Origin of the sequence: Pseudomonas sp. Rh2, from assembly GCF_040762985.1 — a bacterium.
GTDB lineage: Bacteria > Pseudomonadota > Gammaproteobacteria > Pseudomonadales > Pseudomonadaceae > Aquipseudomonas > Aquipseudomonas taiwanensis.
This window is the reverse complement of the sequence record NZ_CP142890.1, coordinates 1,446,436-1,463,321: the sequence shown is the minus strand read 5'-3', so window position 1 is coordinate 1,463,321 and position 16,886 is coordinate 1,446,436. Positions and strand designations below refer to the sequence as shown.

The window sequence follows — 16,886 nt, the reverse complement described above, 5'->3', positions numbered from 1 at the left end:
CTACCTCAGTTTCAGGGTTGCAAGGCCGATCAGCACCAGAATCACGGTGATGATCCAGAAACGGACGATCACCCGCGGTTCGGGCCAACCCTTGAGTTCAAAGTGGTGGTGGATCGGTGCCATGCGGAACACGCGCTTGCCCGTGAGCTTGAAGGAGGCGACCTGAATCACCACCGACAAGGTCTCCATGACAAACACGCCGCCCATGATGAACAGCACGATTTCCTGACGCACGATCACGGCGATGGTACCCAGCGCGGCCCCCAGTGCCAGTGCGCCAACGTCGCCCATGAAGACCTGGGCCGGATACGTGTTGAACCAAAGGAAGCCCAGGCCCGCACCGATCAGCGCGCCGCAGAACACGATCAGCTCGCCCGAGCCCGGCACGTACGGGATCAACAGGTATTCGGCGAATTTCACGTTACCCGACAGGTAGCAGAAGATACCCAGGGCACCGCCCACCATCACGGTCGGCATGATGGCCAGGCCATCCAGGCCGTCGGTCAGGTTGACCGCGTTGCTGGAGCCGACGATCACGAAGTACGTCAGCACGACGAAGCCGATACCCAGCGGGATGGTGACATCCTTGAGGAATGGCACGATAAGGGTGGTCTCGATGCTGGTCGGAGCGGTCTTGTACAAGAAGACCGCGGCTCCCAGGCCGAACACCGACTGCCAGAAATACTTCCAGCGACTCGGCAAGCCGCGGGAGTTCTTCTCGATCACCTTGCGGTAGTCGTCGACCCAACCGATGGCACCGAACAGCAGGGTGACGATCAGCACGACCCACACATAACGATTGCTCAAGTCGGCCCACAACAGGGTGCTGACGCCGATGGCGGACAGGATCAAGGCACCGCCCATGGTCGGGGTGCCGGACTTGGACAGGTGCGATTGCGGGCCGTCGTTACGGACAGCCTGACCGATCTGGCGAATCTGCAAGGTGCGGATCATCCACGGACCCAGCCACAGCGCCAGGGACAACGCGGTCAGTACACCGAGAATCCCGCGCAGGGACAAGTACTGAAAGACTGCGAAGCCTTTGTGGAACTGTTGCAGATACTCAGCCAACAGCAGCAGCATTAATGTTTCTCCCCGCTGGCACCGCACAAAGCCGCCACGACGTTTTCCATCGCAGCGCTGCGCGAGCCCTTGATCAAGATTGTGGTGTCGCTGGCCGTCTCGCCGCGAACGGCGTCGATCAGCTCAGCTTGCGTTGCGAAGTGACGGCCATTGGCGCCGAACGCTTTGACCGCGTGTGTCATGTTGGTTCCCACCGCATACAAGGCATCGACCTTGCCGCGCGCGTAGTCGCCCACCTGACGGTGACCTTCCTCGGCCCATTGGCCCAATTCGCCGATATCCCCAAGCACCAGAACGGTGCGCCCGGAAAAGCCGGCGAGTATATCAATGGCCGCGCACATGGAGGTGGGATTTGCGTTGTAGCTATCGTCGATGACGCGCACGCCGTTCGGCGCAATCTGCGCCACAGTCCGGCCCTTGACCGGCTGCACGGCGCCCAGCCCGACGGCGATGCCGTGCAGGCTCAGACCAACGGCATGGGCCGCGGCCGCGGCCGCGAGGGCGTTGCTGACGTTGTGTGTGCCGAGCAGGTTGAGCTGCACTGGCACGCTGCCATCTGGCCCCACCAGGGTGAAGGACGGGCAACCCCGGGCATCACGCCCGATATCCCTGGCATGGAAGTCCGCCTGCGGGTTGTCCAGGGCGAAGCTCAGGACCCGATGAGTGCCGGCACGCTTGCGCCAGATCTCGAAGGCCTTGTCTGCCAGGTTGAGGATGGCGGTGCCGCCCTCGCCCAGCCCTTCGAGGATTTCACCCTTGGCCTCGACGATTTTCTCCGGCCCACCGAACTCACCCACGTGGGCAGTACCGGCATTGTTGATGATGACCACCTGTGGCTGGGTGAGGCCCACGGTGTAACGGATTTCGCCAATGCGCGACGCGCCCAGCTCGATGACGGCGGCGCTGTGCTCGGGGGCGATTTCCAGCAGTGTCAGCGGCGCGCCCAAGTCGTTGTTCAGGTTGCCACGGGTCGCATGTACTACCCCACGCGTACGCAGGATAGCCGCCAGCATTTCCTTGACCGTGGTCTTGCCACTGGAACCGGTGATCGCCACGACCGGCTTGTCGAACTCGGCGCGGTTCAATGCACCCAACTGTCCCAGGGCCAGCCGGGCATCGGCCACGACCAGTTGGGGGAGTTCGACATCGGCGATTTCGCGCTCGACCAAGGCAGCAACCGCGCCCTTGGCTTTTACATCAGCCAGGTAGTCGTGGCCGTCGAAACGCGGCCCCGTCAAGGCAACGAACAGTTGGCCGGCGCTGACGCTGCGGCTGTCGATGCTGACACCGTTGAAGCTGGCATCGGTACCCACCAACCGCGCATTCAGTGCAGTGGTCAGGTGGCTGAGTATCATGGGTTTAAGCATGCGGAGCCTCCCAGGCTGCAAGTGCCTTCTCGGCTTCGACCAGGTCGGAGAAATCGTGGCGCTGGCCGTTGATCTCCTGGTAGTCCTCGTGCCCCTTGCCGGCCAGGACGATCACGTCATCGGCGGCGGCAGTTGCGATCAGGTGCGCGATGGCTTCACCGCGACCGGCGACGAATTCGGCGGCGTCCGGCTTGCTGAAACCGGGGCGAATATCGTCGAAGATGCGCAGGGGGTCTTCGGTACGCGGGTTGTCGTCAGTGACCAGCACGCGGTCGGCCAGGCGCTCGGCCACGTCGGCCATCAACGGGCGCTTACCGCGATCACGGTCGCCACCACAACCGAACAGGCATAGCAGCTTGCCGTGAGCATGCGGACGCAGGGCCTCGAGGACCTTCTCCAGCGCATCCGGGGTGTGGGCGTAATCGACCACCACCAGCGGCTTGTCACCGCCACCCAGGCGCTGCATGCGACCGACCGGCCCGTGCAAGTCAGGGGTGACCTTGAGAATCTCGTCAAGCGAGTACTCGAGCGCCAACAGCGTGGCAACAGCGGCGAGCATGTTGCTCAGGTTGAAGCGGCCCAGCAGCTGGCTGCGCAGGATACGTTCGCCCTGGGCAGTGACCAGTGTGGCGCGCACGCCATCATCATCGAAATGCGCTTCGCGGCAGAACAGCGAAGCGTCCGGGTTTTCCAGGCTGTAACTGAGCAGCCGGGTCTCGACATGGTCGACACTCGGGCGGCGGGCATAGTCTTCGGCCAGGCGTCGACCGAAATCATCATCCAGATTGACCACCTGGCAACGCAGGCTGGGCCATGCGAACAACTTGGCCTTGGCGGCCTCGTATGCCTCCATGCTGCCGTGGTAATCCAGATGGTCGCGGGACAGGTTGGTCATGACCGCGATGTCGAATTCCAGCGCAGCGACACGCCCCTGCTCCAACGCATGGGAGGACACCTCCATGGCCACGGCCTTGGCGCCACCCTTCTTGAGATCGTTAAGGGTCGACTGCACGGCAATCGGATCTGGCGTGGTCAGCCGACCGCTCTGCAACTCGCCATAGAAACCAGTACCCAGGGTGCCTATCAGGCCGCAACGCTGGCCAAGCAGATCGAGCGCCTGGGCCACCAATTGGGTGACACTGGTCTTGCCGTTGGTGCCGGTAACACCCACCAGGTTCAACTGGCGGCTGGGTTCACCATAGAAGTGCCCAGCAATCTTGGACAACTGGGCAACCAGGCCCTTGACCGGGATCAGCGGCACGTCGGTCAGCGGCAGCACATTGGCGCCACGCTCTTCATAAGCCACTGCGGCAGCGCCACGGGCCAAGGCATCGGCAATATGATCACGACCATCGACCTTCGCGCCTGGCACAGCCAGGAACAGGTCACCAGGGCGCACATGGCGGCTGTCCAGGGTCAGCTCACGAATCAGCGGATCGCGGCTGGCATGGGCGAAAAGCTTGCTCAATGGCATTGTCATCATCCACGCCCTCCCTTGGCGGCTGCTGCATTGACTTGCGATGTTTCAACGGGTGCTGGGGGCGGCAGGTTGTCTGGCGGCACGTTCATCAGGCGCAGGGTGCCCGACATGACCTTGCTGAATACCGGCGCCGAAACCAGACCGCCGAAGTAACCGCCCTTGCTCGGCTCGTCGATGACCACGACGATGGCGTAACGCGGGTCGCTCATCGGCCCGAAGCCGGCGAACAACGAACGGTAGGCGTTCTCGGTGTAGCCCTTGGAGCCAACCGTGGCCTTACGCGCCGTACCGGACTTGCCACCGACGTGATAGAACGGCACCTGGGCACGGAACACGCCGCGCGGCGCTTCGATGACCTGCTGCAGCATGCCCTGGATGGTTTCGGCGGTTTCCTTGGGAATCGCCTGCACGGCTTCAGGCGCCTTGTCGACCTTGAGGATCGACAGCGGCACCATCTTGCCGTCGTTGGCCAGCGCCGCGTAGGCGTGCACCAACTGCAAGGCGGTGACCGAAACGCCGTAGCCATAGGAAAGGGTCGCGGTTTCGGCCTTGCGCCACTCACGGTGGTTCGGCAGGTTGCCGACGCGCTCGCCCGGGAAGCCCAGGCCGGTGTATTGGCCCAGGCCAACCTGGGACATGACCCGATAAATCGCCTCGCCACCAATGTCGAAGGCGATCTTGCTCATGCCCACGTTACTGGAGTTGATCAGGATGCCGGTCAGGTCGAGGATCGGGCCTTCGCTCTTGGACACGTCCTTGATGGTGTAGCGGCCGATCTGCAGGCTGCCCGGATACACCTCGACCTTGTCGGTAGGCTTCCAGCGACCGCTTTCCAGTGCCGCACTCATGGAGATCGGCTTGACGGTCGAGCCCGGCTCGAACACGTCGATGATCGCCCGGTTGCGCATCGCGGCCGGGAACATGCTACGGCGATTGTTCGGGTTGTAGGTCGGCTGGTTGACCATCGCCAGGACTTCGCCGGTCTTGACGTCCATGATCACCAGGCTGCCGGCCTTGGCGTCCTGCTCGGCGATGGCGTTGCGCAGTTCGCGGGTCGCCAGGTACTGCAGGCGCAGGTCTATCGACAACGCCAAGGTCTTTCCGGCCTTGGCGTTCTTGGTTACCTGAATGTCCTTGATCAGCCGGCCACGCCGGTCCTTGATCACTTGCCGCTTGCCGGGCACTCCGGCCAGCCATTCGTCGTAGGCCAGTTCGACCCCTTCGCGACCGTGGTCGTCCAGGTCGGTGAAACCGACCATGTGCGCGGTGACATCGCCAGCTGGATAGAAGCGGCGGAACTCCTCCAGGCCGTAGACACCCGGCACCTTGAGGTCGAGCACATGCTGGCCCTGCTCCGGGGTCAGGCCGCGCACCAAGTAGATGAATTCCTTGTTCGCCTGCTGGGTCAGACGCTCGGTCAATTGCTGGGCACTCTGCCCAAGCGCAGCAGCCAGTTGAGGCCAGCGGTCCTTGGATGCCTGCATCTCCTTGGGGTTGGCCCACAAGGTGGTGACCGGCGTACTGACGGCGAGCGGCTCACCGTTGCGGTCGGTGATCAGACCACGGTGTGCTGGAATCGGGATGTGGCGCAGGCTGCGTGCGTCGCCCTGGCCCTTGAGGAAGTCACGATCGACCACCTGCAGGTCGATGATACGCCAACAGATGGCACCGACCATCAAAGCCAGCAAGCCGATCACGACCCGGAAGCGCCAGGGGTAGAGTGCGCCTTCGAGCTTCATCATGGCGCCACCATTCGCACTTCGTCAGCCGCAGGAACGCGCATCTTGAGCTGCTCGGAAGCCAGGCTCTCGATACGGCTGGCAGCAGTCCAGGTACTTTGTTCGAGGATCAGGCGCCCCCATTCGGCCTGGGCTTTGTCGCGCTCGTTCAACTCACCGTACAACGTGTTGAGCAACTGACGGTTCCAGTGGGCGCTGTAGGACACCGCGATGGCCGAAATCAGGACAGCGACGAACAGCAGAAGCATCAGGAAGCTCCCACCTGGAAGAGGCTTGGCAAAAAGCCGGCTCACCGCAGTTTCTCCGCCACCCGCATGACGGCACTGCGTGCCCGCGGGTTGGCTTTGAGCTCTGCTTCGGAGGCGAATTGCGCCTTGCCGATCAGGCGGATTTTCGGTTCGAAGGCTTTGTGCTGCACCGGCAGGTTGCGCGGCAGATTGTCCGCCTCGCCTTTGGCCAGCTTGCGCATGAACAGTTTGACGATACGGTCTTCGAGTGAGTGGAAGCTGATGACGGCAAGGCGGCCACCGACCTCAAGCGCATCGATTGCAGCCTCCAGGCCGGCTTCGAGGTCGCCCAGCTCGTTATTGACGTGAATGCGCAGGCCCTGGAATGCCCGGGTCGCTGGGTTCTTGCCCTTTTCCCAGGCAGGGTTGGCCACCTTGAGCACTTCGGCGAGATCGGCGGTGCGGGTGAACGGCTGTTGTTCGCGACGCTGCACCACGGCACGGGCCATGCGCTTGGCGAAACGCTCTTCGCCGTATTCCTTGAAGACGCGGGCGATCTCTTCCTCGGCAGCGGTGGCGATGAACTCGGCGGCACTGATGCCCTGGTCCGGGTTCATGCGCATGTCCAGGGGGCCATCATTGAGGAAGCTGAAACCGCGCTCGGGGTCGTCCAGCTGCGGCGAAGACACGCCCAGGTCGAGCAGGATGCCGCTGATCTTGCCATCCAGCCCGCGCGCGGCCACCTCCGAGCCCAGCTCGGCAAAGCTGCGCTGCACAATGACAAAGCGGCCGTCTTCGGCCGCCAGCGCTTGCCCGGTTGCAATCGCCTGTGGATCTTTGTCGAAGCCCAGCAAGCGACCTTGCGGCCCGAGCTTGCTGAGAATCAGCCGACTGTGTCCGCCACGGCCAAAGGTGCCGTCCAGATAGCAACCGTCGGCGCGCAGGGCCAATGCCTCGACAGCTTCGTCGAGCAATACGGTAATGTGGTTGAAGCCGCTATCTATGGTCACAGGATCAGGTCACGCAAATCGTCGGGCATGGCGCCCGGTTGTTGAATAGCTGCGAGGTCGGCTGCCGAAACCACGTTCCAGGCATCCTCATCCCACAACTGGAATTTGTTCAGTTGCCCCACCAGCATCGCCTTCTTGTCGAGCTTGGCGTATTCGCGCAAACGGGGCGGTACCAGGAAACGCCCGCTGCCATCGAGCTCCAGGTCAACCGCATTGCCGATCAGCAGACGCTGCAGGCGGCGGTTTTCCTCACGCAACGACGGCAAGGCACGCAACTTGGCTTCTATCTGTTCCCACTCATCGAGGGGGTATACGCACAAGCAGGGATCAACGGCATCGATGGTCACGATCAGCTGGCCATTGCAACGCGAATCGAGCTCGTCACGGTACCGGCTCGGCATTGCGAGACGGCCCTTTGCATCGAGGCTGACGGCGTTGGCTCCGCGGAACACGGCTGCGATTCCCCACAATGTTAGCTTTTTTGTGCCAGAAAACCCACTTCATCCCACTTTCTGCCACTTGCGCACACTATAGGAATCCGCCCGCTGCACCGTCAAGGCACGTTCATAAGGAAAACCCTTACAGGACCGAGATTTAGCGCAACAAGGGAAGAAGGAAGCACTGCCGGAAAGAAAAAAAGACGGGGAAAATCAAACGCTCCCAGACGGATAGAGTTTGAAGTTAAAGTGATTTATTAAGAGTAAGAATTTTTCGGTATTACCAAGAGGGATCTGCTATCGATTCAAGCAGGAGAGGAAGGTGGAGAGTCGATCTGTAAGCCGGGTTTTGTCGAGGACAGTCATTCCTCTACGACGGCCATCACTGGACGCCTCTAGCAACCTACCCGGTTCCGACGCGGGCCACGCCTAATGGAACCCTATTTGGTCTTGCTCCGAGTGGGGTTTACCTAGCCACGGACTGTTGCCAGCCGTGCGGTGCGCTCTTACCGCACCTTTTCACCCTTACCGGCACCGAAGTGCTTAGGCGGTTGTTTTCTGTGGCACTTTCCGTAGGCTCGCGCCTCCCAGGCGTTACCTGGCACCCTGCCCTATGGAGCCCGGACTTTCCTCCCCCTGCCGTCACGCAACAAAAGTTGCGGAACAAAAGCAGGCAGCGACTGTCCGATCGACTCTCCGCCGCCAAGGTTAACGGTAGGCGCGCCCAAGAACAAGCCATACCGCAAAGAATAGCATAAGGCCACTACTGGGCTTTCTGCTTTTCCAGTGCGGCCTGATACAACAGATTCTTGCGCACACCGGTGATTTCCGCAGCCAATGCCGCCGCGCGCTTGAGCGGCAATTCCGCCAGCAACAGATCCAGCACCCGCTGGGCCTCGGCGCTGATGGCCTGGTCGCCCTCCGGCGCACTCCAGCCGCCCACCAACACCACGCACTCACCGCGCTGCTGGTTGGCATCGCTGGCGACAAAAGCTCTCAGCTCACCCAAGGGCAAGCCCTTGAGCGTCTCGAAGGTCTTGGTCAGTTCACGTGCAAGCAGTGCCGGTCGCTCGGCCCCGAACACAGCCTCCATGTCTTCCAGGCACTCGAGGATACGGTGAGGCGCCTCGTAGAAGATCAACGTACGAGGCTCTTCCTTTACCTGCTCGAGCCGGGCACGGCGACCGGCAGCCTTCGCAGGCAGGAAGCCTTCGAAGATGAACCGGTCGGACGGCAGGCCCGCTGCCGACAGTGCGGCGATCAACGCGCACGCACCTGGCACCGGGACCACATTGACGCCTGCCGCTCGCGCCTGACGCACCAAGTGGTAGCCAGGATCGGAAATCAGCGGCGTACCAGCATCGGAGACCAACGCCACATCGTCGCCGGCCAACAGCTTGCCCAGGAACCGACCGCCTTCGTCGCGTTCATTGTGTTCATGGCAGGCAGCCAGCGGCGTATCGATGCCAAAGTGCTGCAGCAAGCGGATCGAGTGCCGGGTGTCCTCGGCCGCTATCAGGGCGACATTGGCCAGTACCTTCAGCGCCCTGGCGCTCATGTCGTCAAGGTTGCCAATGGGCGTTGCCACGACGTACAGCGTACCCACGGTGGTTTTGGAAGCCCCTGCCACATCAGTCACTGCGCACACCTGTCTTTCGGATCAAAGGCGCCATTGTAGCCCGAGCGCTTGTTACAGAGCGCAAAGAACTTCGCATACGACCAATGGTGAGCCACCTATAGTGAAGGTTCCGCATCGGCGACATCGCGCCCCGGCCAGCGCTTGGGTACAATTGCCGGCCAACTTGATCGAGTAACAGGACCTTTACATGATCGCTTGCCTGCGGCTGCTCACAGCCCTCTGCCTCGCTACCTTGCTGGCAGCCTGCGCCAGCTCGCCCTCATCCAGCCTGGGCGAACTGCCACGCACCCCGGACGCCAGCATCGAGCAACTGCTCGAAAAAGCCTCCACCAGCAAATCTGCGGAAGATGCCGCACTGCTGCGCCTGAGCGCCGCCGACCTGGCCTACAAGCAGAAGGACTTCCCGCGCGCCGCGCGCATTCTCGAACAAGTACCACTGGACACGCTCAAGCCTGCGCAGCAGGTGTTCGCCAGCACCCTCGCCGCAGAACTGGCGATGAGCCGCAAGCAGCCCAAGGCGGCGCTGGCCGCCTTGTCGCACCCGAGCCTGCAACGCGTTGCCGAGCTGCCGGAAGAACAACAGGCCCGCACCTACAATGTGCATGCCGCCGCCCTCGAAGCCGACGGCCAGGCGCTTGCCGCAGCCCAGCAGCGCGTTCTGCTGGCACCCCTGCTCAGTGGCCAGGCCGCCAGCAGCAACAACGATTCGATCTGGGCGCTGGTGGCATCACTGCCGGCCGAACAGCTGCAGCAGCCAGCAGGCAACGTAACCCTGGGCGGCTGGACCAGCCTGGCCCTTGCAGTGAAGAGCGCCGGCACCCTTGAGCAGCAGCAAGCGGCCATCGAAACCTGGCGCAAGCAGCACCCTGACCACCCTGCAGCACAGCAACTGCCGCTGGCGCTGACCAAGCTCAAGGAACTGGCCAGCCAGCCACTGACCAAGATCGCCCTGCTGCTGCCTCAGGAGGGCCCACTGGCCGGTGTCGCCCGCGCCCTGCGTGATGGCTTCATGGCTGCGCACTTCCAGGCCCAGCAGGCCGGCCAGCCGGCGCCCGCCGTTCAGGTCTTCGATAGCTCGCGCATCACCTCCCTCGACGACTTCTACCGCCAGGCGCAGGCCGCAGGCGTACAGCTGGTGGTCGGCCCACTGGAAAAACCACTGGTGAAAAAGCTCGCGGCCTACCCGCAACTGCCAATCACCACCCTGGCGCTGAACTACGCGGACGCCGGGCAAGCCACCCCACCGCAACTGTTCCAGTTCGGCCTGGCCGCCGAGGACGAAGCTCGCGAAGTGTCTCGCCGCGCCCGTGCCGACGGCATGGTCCGCGCCGTTGCCCTGGTGCCGAGCGGCGAATGGGGTGACCGCGTGCTTGCCGCCTTCCGCAAGGACTGGGAGAGCAACGGCGGCACCCTGCTGGCCGCCGAGCGCATCGCCCAGCCAGTAGCCCTGGCCCAGCAAATCGCCGACCTGTTCCAACTTCGCCAGAGCGAAGGTCGCGCCCAGAGCTTGCAAAGCACGGTAGGTGGCAACATTGCCGCACAGCCTTCGCGTCGCCAGGACATCGACTTCATCTTCCTCGCCTCGACCCCGCAACAGGCGCAACAGATCAAGCCGACGCTGAACTTCCAGTACGCGGGCGACGTACCGGTATACGCCACCTCGAACCTCTACAGCGCCAGCGGTGACGTCAACCAGTACAACGACATGAACGGCATTCGCTTCTGCGAAACCCCGTGGCTGCTCGACACCACCAACAATTTGCGTCAACAAGTGGTCCAACAGTGGCCGCAAGCCGCCGGCAGCCTTGGCCGCCTGTACGCCATGGGCGTTGACGCCTACAGCCTGGCGCCTCGCCTGGGCCAACTCAAGGCACTGCCGGATAACCGCGTGCAAGGCCTCTCCGGAAGCCTGACCATGAACGCCAACCAGCGCGTGGAGCGTCAGCTGCCGTGGGCCGAGTTCTCGGGCGGCCAGATCAAGCGCCTGCCGGACACTGCGCGCTGATGCCGGACGCATCGCCGACCCGTGCCGGCCAAACCGCAGAAAACCAAGCCCTTGAATACCTTCAGGGGCAAGGCCTGCAACTGCTGGCTCGCAATTGGCGATGTAAAGGCGGCGAGCTTGATCTGGTCATGCTCGACGCCGATACAGTAGTATTCGTCGAAGTCCGCTACCGCTTGCATGCGGATTTCGGTGGCGCCCTCGGCAGTATCGACGGGCGCAAGCAGAAAAGACTGGCGCTTGCCGCCAGCCTGTTCTTGCAGAAGGAGTCCCGTTGGGCCAACCAACCCTGCCGCTTCGACGTTGTCGCCCTGCAGGGCAGCCAGCATGCAGGCCGACCGCTTCAATGGCTGAAAAACGCCTTCGAATGCTGAACCCACTTCATTTTTTTTGCTCTATGTTTCGCGGGCTGGTCTCTGTTGCGCGCCGCGCCGGCCACCGCCCCACTTAAGGTCACCCGATGGACATGCAATCCCGAATTCGCCGGCTGTTCCAGGCCAGCATCGACACCAAGCAACAGGCAATGGACATCCTGGCACCGCACATCGAGCAGGCCAGTCTGGTCATGGTCAACGCACTGCTCAACGAGGGCAAGATGCTCGCCTGTGGCAACGGCGGCTCGGCCGGCGATGCCCAGCATTTTTCATCGGAGCTGCTCAACCGCTTCGAACGCGAGCGCCCGAGTCTGCCGGCCATTGCCCTGACCACCGATAGCTCGACCCTGACCTCGATTGCCAACGACTACAGCTACAACGAGGTCTTTTCCAAGCAGATCCGCGCCCTGGGCCAACCGGGCGACGTTCTGCTGGCCATTTCCACCAGCGGCAATTCGGCGAACGTCATTCAGGCCATCCAGGCCGCACATGATCGTGAAATGATTGTCGTAGCATTGACCGGTCGTGACGGCGGCGGCATGGCTTCACTGCTGCTGCCCGAGGACGTCGAGATTCGCGTGCCCTCGACGGTCACTGCACGCATCCAGGAAGTCCACCTGCTGGCGATCCATTGCCTGTGCGATCTGATCGACAGCCAACTGTTCGGGAGTGAAGAATGATCCCCAAGCGCCTCGGCCTGATGGCCCTGACCCTGTGCCTGAGCGTCACCGGCTGCAGCTCGGTACTGACCTCGACCCGCAACTCGCCGATCGAGGATGATCGCGGCACTCGCACCATCGGTAGCAAGATCGACGATTCGCTGATCGAAACCAAGGCTGCGGTAAACATCGCCAAGGCCAGCCCGGACCTGGACAAAGGTTCGCACATTGTCGTCAGCAGCTATAACGGCATCGTGCTGCTTGCCGGCCAGACACCTCGCGCCGACCTCAAGAGCCTGGCGGAACAGACCGCCAGCCAGGTCCAGCGGGTCAAGAAAGTACACAACGAGCTGCAAGTGATGCAGCCCTCCTCCATCCTTGCGCGCAACAACGACGCCTGGCTGACCACCAAGATCAAGACCCAGATGCTGGCTGACGCCAACGTACCCAGCTCGCGCATCAAGGTGATCACCGAAAACGGTATCGTCTATCTGCTCGGCCTGGTCACCCAAGGCGAGGCCAACGCAGCCACCGCCGTGGTACAGGGCGTGTCGGGCGTGCAGAAAATCGTCAAGCTGTACGAGTACATCGACTGATTCCTTGATTGCCCGCACCGGAATGATCGCCGGCGACCGGCTCCTGCAGGTGGAAACGACCTGTACGGAGCCGGCATGGGCCTCCCTCCGCACCACCCCTACAGAAACCCAGGAAACACCGCATGAAAAAGCTTCTGCTGCCCGCCCTGCTGATCGGCGCCTTCGCCACCCTGGCCGGCTGCTCCACTCCAAGCCTGATCACCCTCAACGACGGCCGCGAGTTCCAGACCGTCGATGAGCCGCAGTTCGACCAGGACGCTGGCTTCTACGAATTCCAGCAGCTCGACGGCAAACGCACCCGCGTCAACAAGGACCAGGTGCGCAGCATCAGCGACCTGTAAGTCCTGGCCCGCAGCCATAAAAAAGGCGATCCCGCATGGATCGCCTTTTTTGTTTACTTGACCACCTTCAGGCTTGGCCGCCCACTCGGACGCGGCGGCTGGCCACCTCCCTCAGGCGGGCCATCGTCATCCGGCTCGACACCTTCATCTTCGATGTCGTCGTCGCCATCCATCAGTGGAGGCTCCAGCTCGAAGACCATACCCTGGCCGTTTTCGCGGGCATAGATACCGAGGATCGCGCCAACTGGCACGAACAGCGAATGCGCCACACCGCCGAACCGGCCTTCGAAGCTCACCGCTTCGTTGTCCATGTGCAGGCTGCGTACCGCGCTGGGGGAAATATTCAGGACGATCTGACCGTCACTGGCGAAGCCTTGCGGCACCTGGACCGCCGGATATTCGGCATTGACCAGCATATGAGGGGTGCAATCGTTGTCGACGATCCACTCGTACAGCGCTCGAACCAGATAGGGGCGACTGGAGTTCATCAACGGCTCCTTAAAGCTTGCGCATTTCACGTTCAACGGAGGACAGGCTTGCCAGGAATGGCTCACGGGCAAACTGTCGCTCCATGTAATCCAGCAGCGGCTTGGCCTGCCGCGGCAATTCGATACCCAATACCGGCAAACGCCAGAGTATGGGCAGTAGACAACAGTCGACCAGGCTTTGCTCCTCGCTCATGAAGCAAGCGAACTCGGCAAACAGCGGCGACACGCCGGTCAAGCTCTCGCGCAACGCCTTGCGCGCCTCTGTACGCGCGGCATCGGCGCTGCGCGCATCGAGGATGGTATCGGCCAGCGCACACCAGTCGCGCTGGATACGATGTATCAGCAGACGGCTGTTGCCACGTGCCACCGGGTATACTGGCATCAGTGGCGGATGCGGGTACCGCTCCTCAAGGTACTCCATCACCACGGTCGATTCATACAACGCCAGGTCACGGTCGACCAGGGTCGGCACGCTCCCATAGGGGTTCACTTCAACCAGCTTGGGTGGCAGACGACCGCGATCCACATCGATGATCTGCACGCTGACGCCTTTCTCCGCGAGCACCAGGCGCACGCGATGGGAATAGTGATCAGCGGGGTCGGAATAGCAGGCTAACCTGTTGGTTGCGCCCATGTAGCGCCTCCTCGCATGGGGATGCTTATGAAACTGCAAATGCAAACGCGCCCTGGAGACCCCTCCGCGTCAGCGGTGGAGCGCCCAGGGCGCGTTCAACTACCAGAAACTACTGCGTGATCAGTGCACGTCCTTCCAGTATTCGCGCTTGAGCAAATAGGCGAATACGAAGAAGAAAGCCAGGTACAGCAACACATAAGTACCGATACGCTGGCTTTCCAGTTTGACCGGGTTGGCCGAATAGGCCAGGAAGGTCACCAGGTTCTTGACCTTCTCGTCGAACTGCTCGGTGGTCAGGGTACCGGAATTCGGCGTAATGGTCAGCTGGTCACAAGCCTCATGGGTCAGCGGACTACCTGTCAATGGGTCGAATTGCTTCTTGCCGTCGACCACGGTCTGCACCTGCTTGCAGCCGATGACCTGGTTACCCTGCAGTCCCACCAGCACGTTGGGCATGCCGACGTTCGGGAACACCTTGTTGTTGACACCATAAGGACGCGACTTGTCTTCATAGAAGCTGCGCAGGTAGGTGTACAACCAGTCGGTACCGCGCACCCGGGCAACCAGCGTCAGGTCAGGTGGCGCCGCGCCGAACCAGGTCTTGGCATCACTTGGCTGCATGCCGATCTTCATGTGGTCGCCGATCTTGGCACCGGTGAACACCAGTTTCTCGAGCATCAGCTCGTGTGGAATGCCCAAGTCATCGGCCACACGCTCATAGCGTTGGAACTTCGCACTGTGACAGCCCATGCAATAGTTGGCGAAGGTACGAGCACCATCCTGCATGGCCGCTTTGTCGGCGAGGTCGATATCGACCTTGTCCAACGTCAGGCCAGTTTCGGCAGCGTAGGAAAAGGCAGGCATCACTGCCAGCAAAAATACTGCAATCAACTTTTTCATCAGCCAGTCACCCTTTCCGGAACCGGTTTGGTCTTCTCAAGCCTTGTGTAGAACGGCATCAGCAGGAAGTAGGCGAAGTACAACACCGTGCACACCTGCGACAGCAAGGTGCGCCCTGGTGTCGGCGCCAGAACGCCCAGCACACCGAGGATCACGAAGGCCACGCAGAACACCAGCAGGAAGATCTTGCTCAACCAGCCTTTGTAGCGCATCGAGCGCACAGGACTGCGGTCAAGCCAGGGCAACACGAACAGCACGGCAATGGCCGCCCCCATGGCGATCACCCCGAACAGCTTGTCAGGAACCGCCCGAAGGATTGCGTAGAACGGCGTGAAGTACCACACCGGGGCGATATGCTCTGGCGTCTTGAAGGCATTTGCCTGCTCGAAGTTCGGTTTTTCCAGGAAATAGCCACCCATTTCCGGGAAGAAGAACACCACGGCACAGAATACGAAGAGGAAGACCACCACGCCGACGATATCCTTGACGGTGTAGTACGGGTGGAACGGAATGCCGTCCAGCGGTATGCCGTTTTCGTCCTTCTTCTTCTTGATATCGACGCCATCGGGGTTGTTCGAACCTACTTCGTGCAACGCGAGGATGTGCAGCACGACCAGGCCCAGGATGACGATCGGCAAGGCCACGACATGCAGGGCGAAGAAGCGGTTCAAGGTGATGCCGGAGATCAGGTAGTCACCACGAATCCACTGAGTGAGGTCATCGCCGATCACCGGAATGGCACCGAACAGCGAAATGATCACCTGGGCGCCCCAATAGGACATTTGCCCCCAAGGCAGCAGATAGCCCATGAAGGCCTCGGCCATCAGCGCCAGGTAGATCAGCATGCCGAACAACCACACCAGCTCACGGGGCTTCTGGTAGGAGCCGTAGAGCAATCCGCGGAACATGTGCAGGTAGACCACGATGAAGAATGCCGACGCCCCCGTGGAGTGCAGGTAACGCAGGATCCAGCCGTATTCCACGTCACGCATGATGTATTCGACCGAGGCAAAGGCCTCTTCCGCCGACGGCGTGAAGCTCATGGTCAGCCACACACCCGTGACGATCTGGTTGACCAATACCAACAGGGCCAGGGAGCCGAAGAAGTACAGGAAGTTGAAGTTCTTGGGCGCGTAATACTTGCTCAGGTGGTCTTCCCACATCTTGGTAGCGGGGAAGCGAGCATCAATCCAGTCCATGAACTTGCTCATCATGCGTTCTCCTGATCGACGCCGATGACAATGATGTCGTCCGACTCGTAAGAGTGAGGCGGCACTGGCAGGTTGAGAGGTGCAGGCTGGGCCTTGTAAACCCGCCCGGCCAGATCGTAGTGGGAGCCATGGCAAGGGCAGAAGTAGCCACCCACCCATTTAGGACCAAGGTCGGCCGGCGCCACTTCCGGACGGAACGTCGGGGAACACCCAAGGTGGGTGCACAGACCGACGAGAATGAGGATCTCCGGCTTGATCGAACGCACCTGGGGATCGACATAGGCCGGCTGCACCGATGCCTTCGATTCAGGGTCGGACAGCTCACCGGCGATCTTCTTGAGATTCCCGAGGATCTCTTCCGTTCGCCTGACGATGAATACAGGCTGGCCGCGCCACTCGGCCACCATCTGCTGCCCGGGTTCGACCTTGGCGATGTTGACCTTCACCGGTGCACCTGCGGCCTTCGCCTTGGCACTGGGAAACCATGACCCTACGAACGGTACCGCAGCCCCCACTGCCCCCGCCGCCCCGACCACGGATGTCGCGGCTACGAGGAAGCGGCGCCGGCCTGCGTTGACGCCGTCATTGCTCATTCAGTCCTCTCCCATCAGCTTGCTTGGCCTGTTGAATCAGGCCTGTACTTAGGTAATGTCTGTGGCACTAAAAATTGGCCGCCATGGTAAGAAACAAAACCACACA

At 61.7% G+C, this 16,886-nt stretch carries 18 protein-coding genes and 1 other RNA gene; 5 read left to right on the top strand and 14 right to left on the bottom strand.

Going from position 1 to position 16,886, the window contains the following annotated elements; genetic code table 11:
• The 9 genes from mraY to rsmI form a co-directional block, all read right to left on the bottom strand.
• The gene (gene mraY, locus VXM67_RS06610) at positions 1–1,083 is read right to left on the bottom strand and encodes a phospho-N-acetylmuramoyl-pentapeptide-transferase (RefSeq protein ID WP_023378830.1); all 1,083 of its coding nucleotides are present in this window, start codon (positions 1,081–1,083) and stop codon (positions 1–3) included.
• Positions 1,083–2,450, bottom strand: a complete 1,368-nt coding sequence (gene murF, locus VXM67_RS06605; RefSeq protein WP_023378829.1) for a UDP-N-acetylmuramoyl-tripeptide--D-alanyl-D-alanine ligase — start codon at positions 2,448–2,450, stop codon at positions 1,083–1,085. Before murF ends, mraY begins: the two co-directional genes overlap by 1 nt.
• Positions 2,443–3,933, bottom strand: coding sequence for a UDP-N-acetylmuramoyl-L-alanyl-D-glutamate--2,6-diaminopimelate ligase (locus VXM67_RS06600; RefSeq protein ID WP_027908083.1), 1,491 nt, complete (start codon positions 3,931–3,933; stop codon positions 2,443–2,445). The genes murF and VXM67_RS06600 overlap by 8 nt, the downstream gene beginning before the upstream one ends.
• The gene (locus tag VXM67_RS06595; protein ID WP_162144468.1) at positions 3,930–5,669 is read right to left on the bottom strand and encodes a penicillin-binding protein 2; all 1,740 of its coding nucleotides are present in this window, start codon (positions 5,667–5,669) and stop codon (positions 3,930–3,932) included. Before VXM67_RS06595 ends, VXM67_RS06600 begins: the two co-directional genes overlap by 4 nt.
• Positions 5,669–5,962, bottom strand: coding sequence for a cell division protein FtsL (gene ftsL / locus VXM67_RS06590; RefSeq protein ID WP_023378826.1), 294 nt, complete (start codon positions 5,960–5,962; stop codon positions 5,669–5,671). The genes VXM67_RS06595 and ftsL overlap by 1 nt, the downstream gene beginning before the upstream one ends.
• On the bottom strand, positions 5,959–6,900 hold the full coding sequence (gene rsmH / locus VXM67_RS06585; protein ID WP_177325256.1) for a 16S rRNA (cytosine(1402)-N(4))-methyltransferase RsmH: 942 nt from the start codon (positions 6,898–6,900) through the stop codon (positions 5,959–5,961). The genes ftsL and rsmH overlap by 4 nt, the downstream gene beginning before the upstream one ends.
• A 2-nt stretch (positions 6,901–6,902) precedes the next feature.
• Entirely contained in the window at positions 6,903–7,358 is a 456-nt protein-coding gene (gene mraZ, locus VXM67_RS06580; RefSeq protein WP_016395508.1) for a division/cell wall cluster transcriptional repressor MraZ, read from the bottom strand.
• A gap of 307 nt (positions 7,359–7,665) precedes the next feature.
• Positions 7,666–8,039, bottom strand: an RNA gene (gene rnpB, locus VXM67_RS06575) — RNase P RNA component class A.
• A 67-nt stretch (positions 8,040–8,106) separates the two neighbouring features.
• A complete protein-coding gene (gene rsmI, locus VXM67_RS06570) occupies positions 8,107–8,982 on the bottom strand; it encodes a 16S rRNA (cytidine(1402)-2'-O)-methyltransferase (RefSeq protein WP_027908082.1) in 876 nt (291 codons plus the stop codon).
• Positions 8,983–9,169: 187 nt separating this feature from the next.
• Here rsmI and VXM67_RS06565 point away from each other — a divergent pair, with 187 nt between their 5' ends.
• From VXM67_RS06565 to VXM67_RS06545, 5 genes are all read left to right on the top strand, one after another.
• The gene (locus VXM67_RS06565; protein ID WP_186598810.1) at positions 9,170–10,987 is read left to right on the top strand and encodes a penicillin-binding protein activator; all 1,818 of its coding nucleotides are present in this window, start codon (positions 9,170–9,172) and stop codon (positions 10,985–10,987) included.
• Positions 10,987–11,358: a YraN family protein gene (locus tag VXM67_RS06560; protein ID WP_023378821.1), complete on the top strand. Its 372-nt coding sequence runs from the start codon at positions 10,987–10,989 to the stop codon at positions 11,356–11,358. The genes VXM67_RS06565 and VXM67_RS06560 overlap by 1 nt, the downstream gene beginning before the upstream one ends.
• An 86-nt stretch (positions 11,359–11,444) precedes the next feature.
• Positions 11,445–12,038 (top strand): phosphoheptose isomerase, encoded by a 594-nt coding sequence (locus VXM67_RS06555; protein WP_012274070.1) that lies wholly within the window; start codon positions 11,445–11,447, stop codon positions 12,036–12,038.
• On the top strand, positions 12,035–12,613 hold the full coding sequence (locus VXM67_RS06550) for a BON domain-containing protein (RefSeq protein WP_023378820.1): 579 nt from the start codon (positions 12,035–12,037) through the stop codon (positions 12,611–12,613). Before VXM67_RS06555 ends, VXM67_RS06550 begins: the two co-directional genes overlap by 4 nt.
• A 122-nt stretch (positions 12,614–12,735) precedes the next feature.
• Positions 12,736–12,954, top strand: coding sequence for a YgdI/YgdR family lipoprotein (locus tag VXM67_RS06545; protein WP_023378819.1), 219 nt, complete (start codon positions 12,736–12,738; stop codon positions 12,952–12,954).
• 53 nt (positions 12,955–13,007) lie between these two features.
• On the opposite strand, the gene VXM67_RS06540 is transcribed toward VXM67_RS06545, so the two are convergent.
• The 5 genes from VXM67_RS06540 to petA form a co-directional block, all read right to left on the bottom strand.
• On the bottom strand, positions 13,008–13,442 hold the full coding sequence (locus VXM67_RS06540; protein WP_023378817.1) for a ClpXP protease specificity-enhancing factor: 435 nt from the start codon (positions 13,440–13,442) through the stop codon (positions 13,008–13,010).
• Positions 13,443–13,452: 10 nt separating this feature from the next.
• Positions 13,453–14,076, bottom strand: a complete 624-nt coding sequence (locus tag VXM67_RS06535) for a glutathione S-transferase N-terminal domain-containing protein (protein WP_027908079.1) — start codon at positions 14,074–14,076, stop codon at positions 13,453–13,455.
• A gap of 120 nt (positions 14,077–14,196) precedes the next feature.
• Complete coding sequence (locus tag VXM67_RS06530; RefSeq protein WP_023378814.1) at positions 14,197–14,976, bottom strand: cytochrome c1; 780 nt, start codon at positions 14,974–14,976, stop codon at positions 14,197–14,199.
• Positions 14,976–16,187 (bottom strand): cytochrome bc complex cytochrome b subunit, encoded by a 1,212-nt coding sequence (locus VXM67_RS06525; protein ID WP_023378812.1) that lies wholly within the window; start codon positions 16,185–16,187, stop codon positions 14,976–14,978. The genes VXM67_RS06530 and VXM67_RS06525 overlap by 1 nt, the downstream gene beginning before the upstream one ends.
• On the bottom strand, positions 16,187–16,780 hold the full coding sequence (gene petA, locus VXM67_RS06520; protein WP_023378811.1) for a ubiquinol-cytochrome c reductase iron-sulfur subunit: 594 nt from the start codon (positions 16,778–16,780) through the stop codon (positions 16,187–16,189). The genes VXM67_RS06525 and petA overlap by 1 nt, the downstream gene beginning before the upstream one ends.
• Positions 16,781–16,886: the final 106 nt, after the last annotated feature.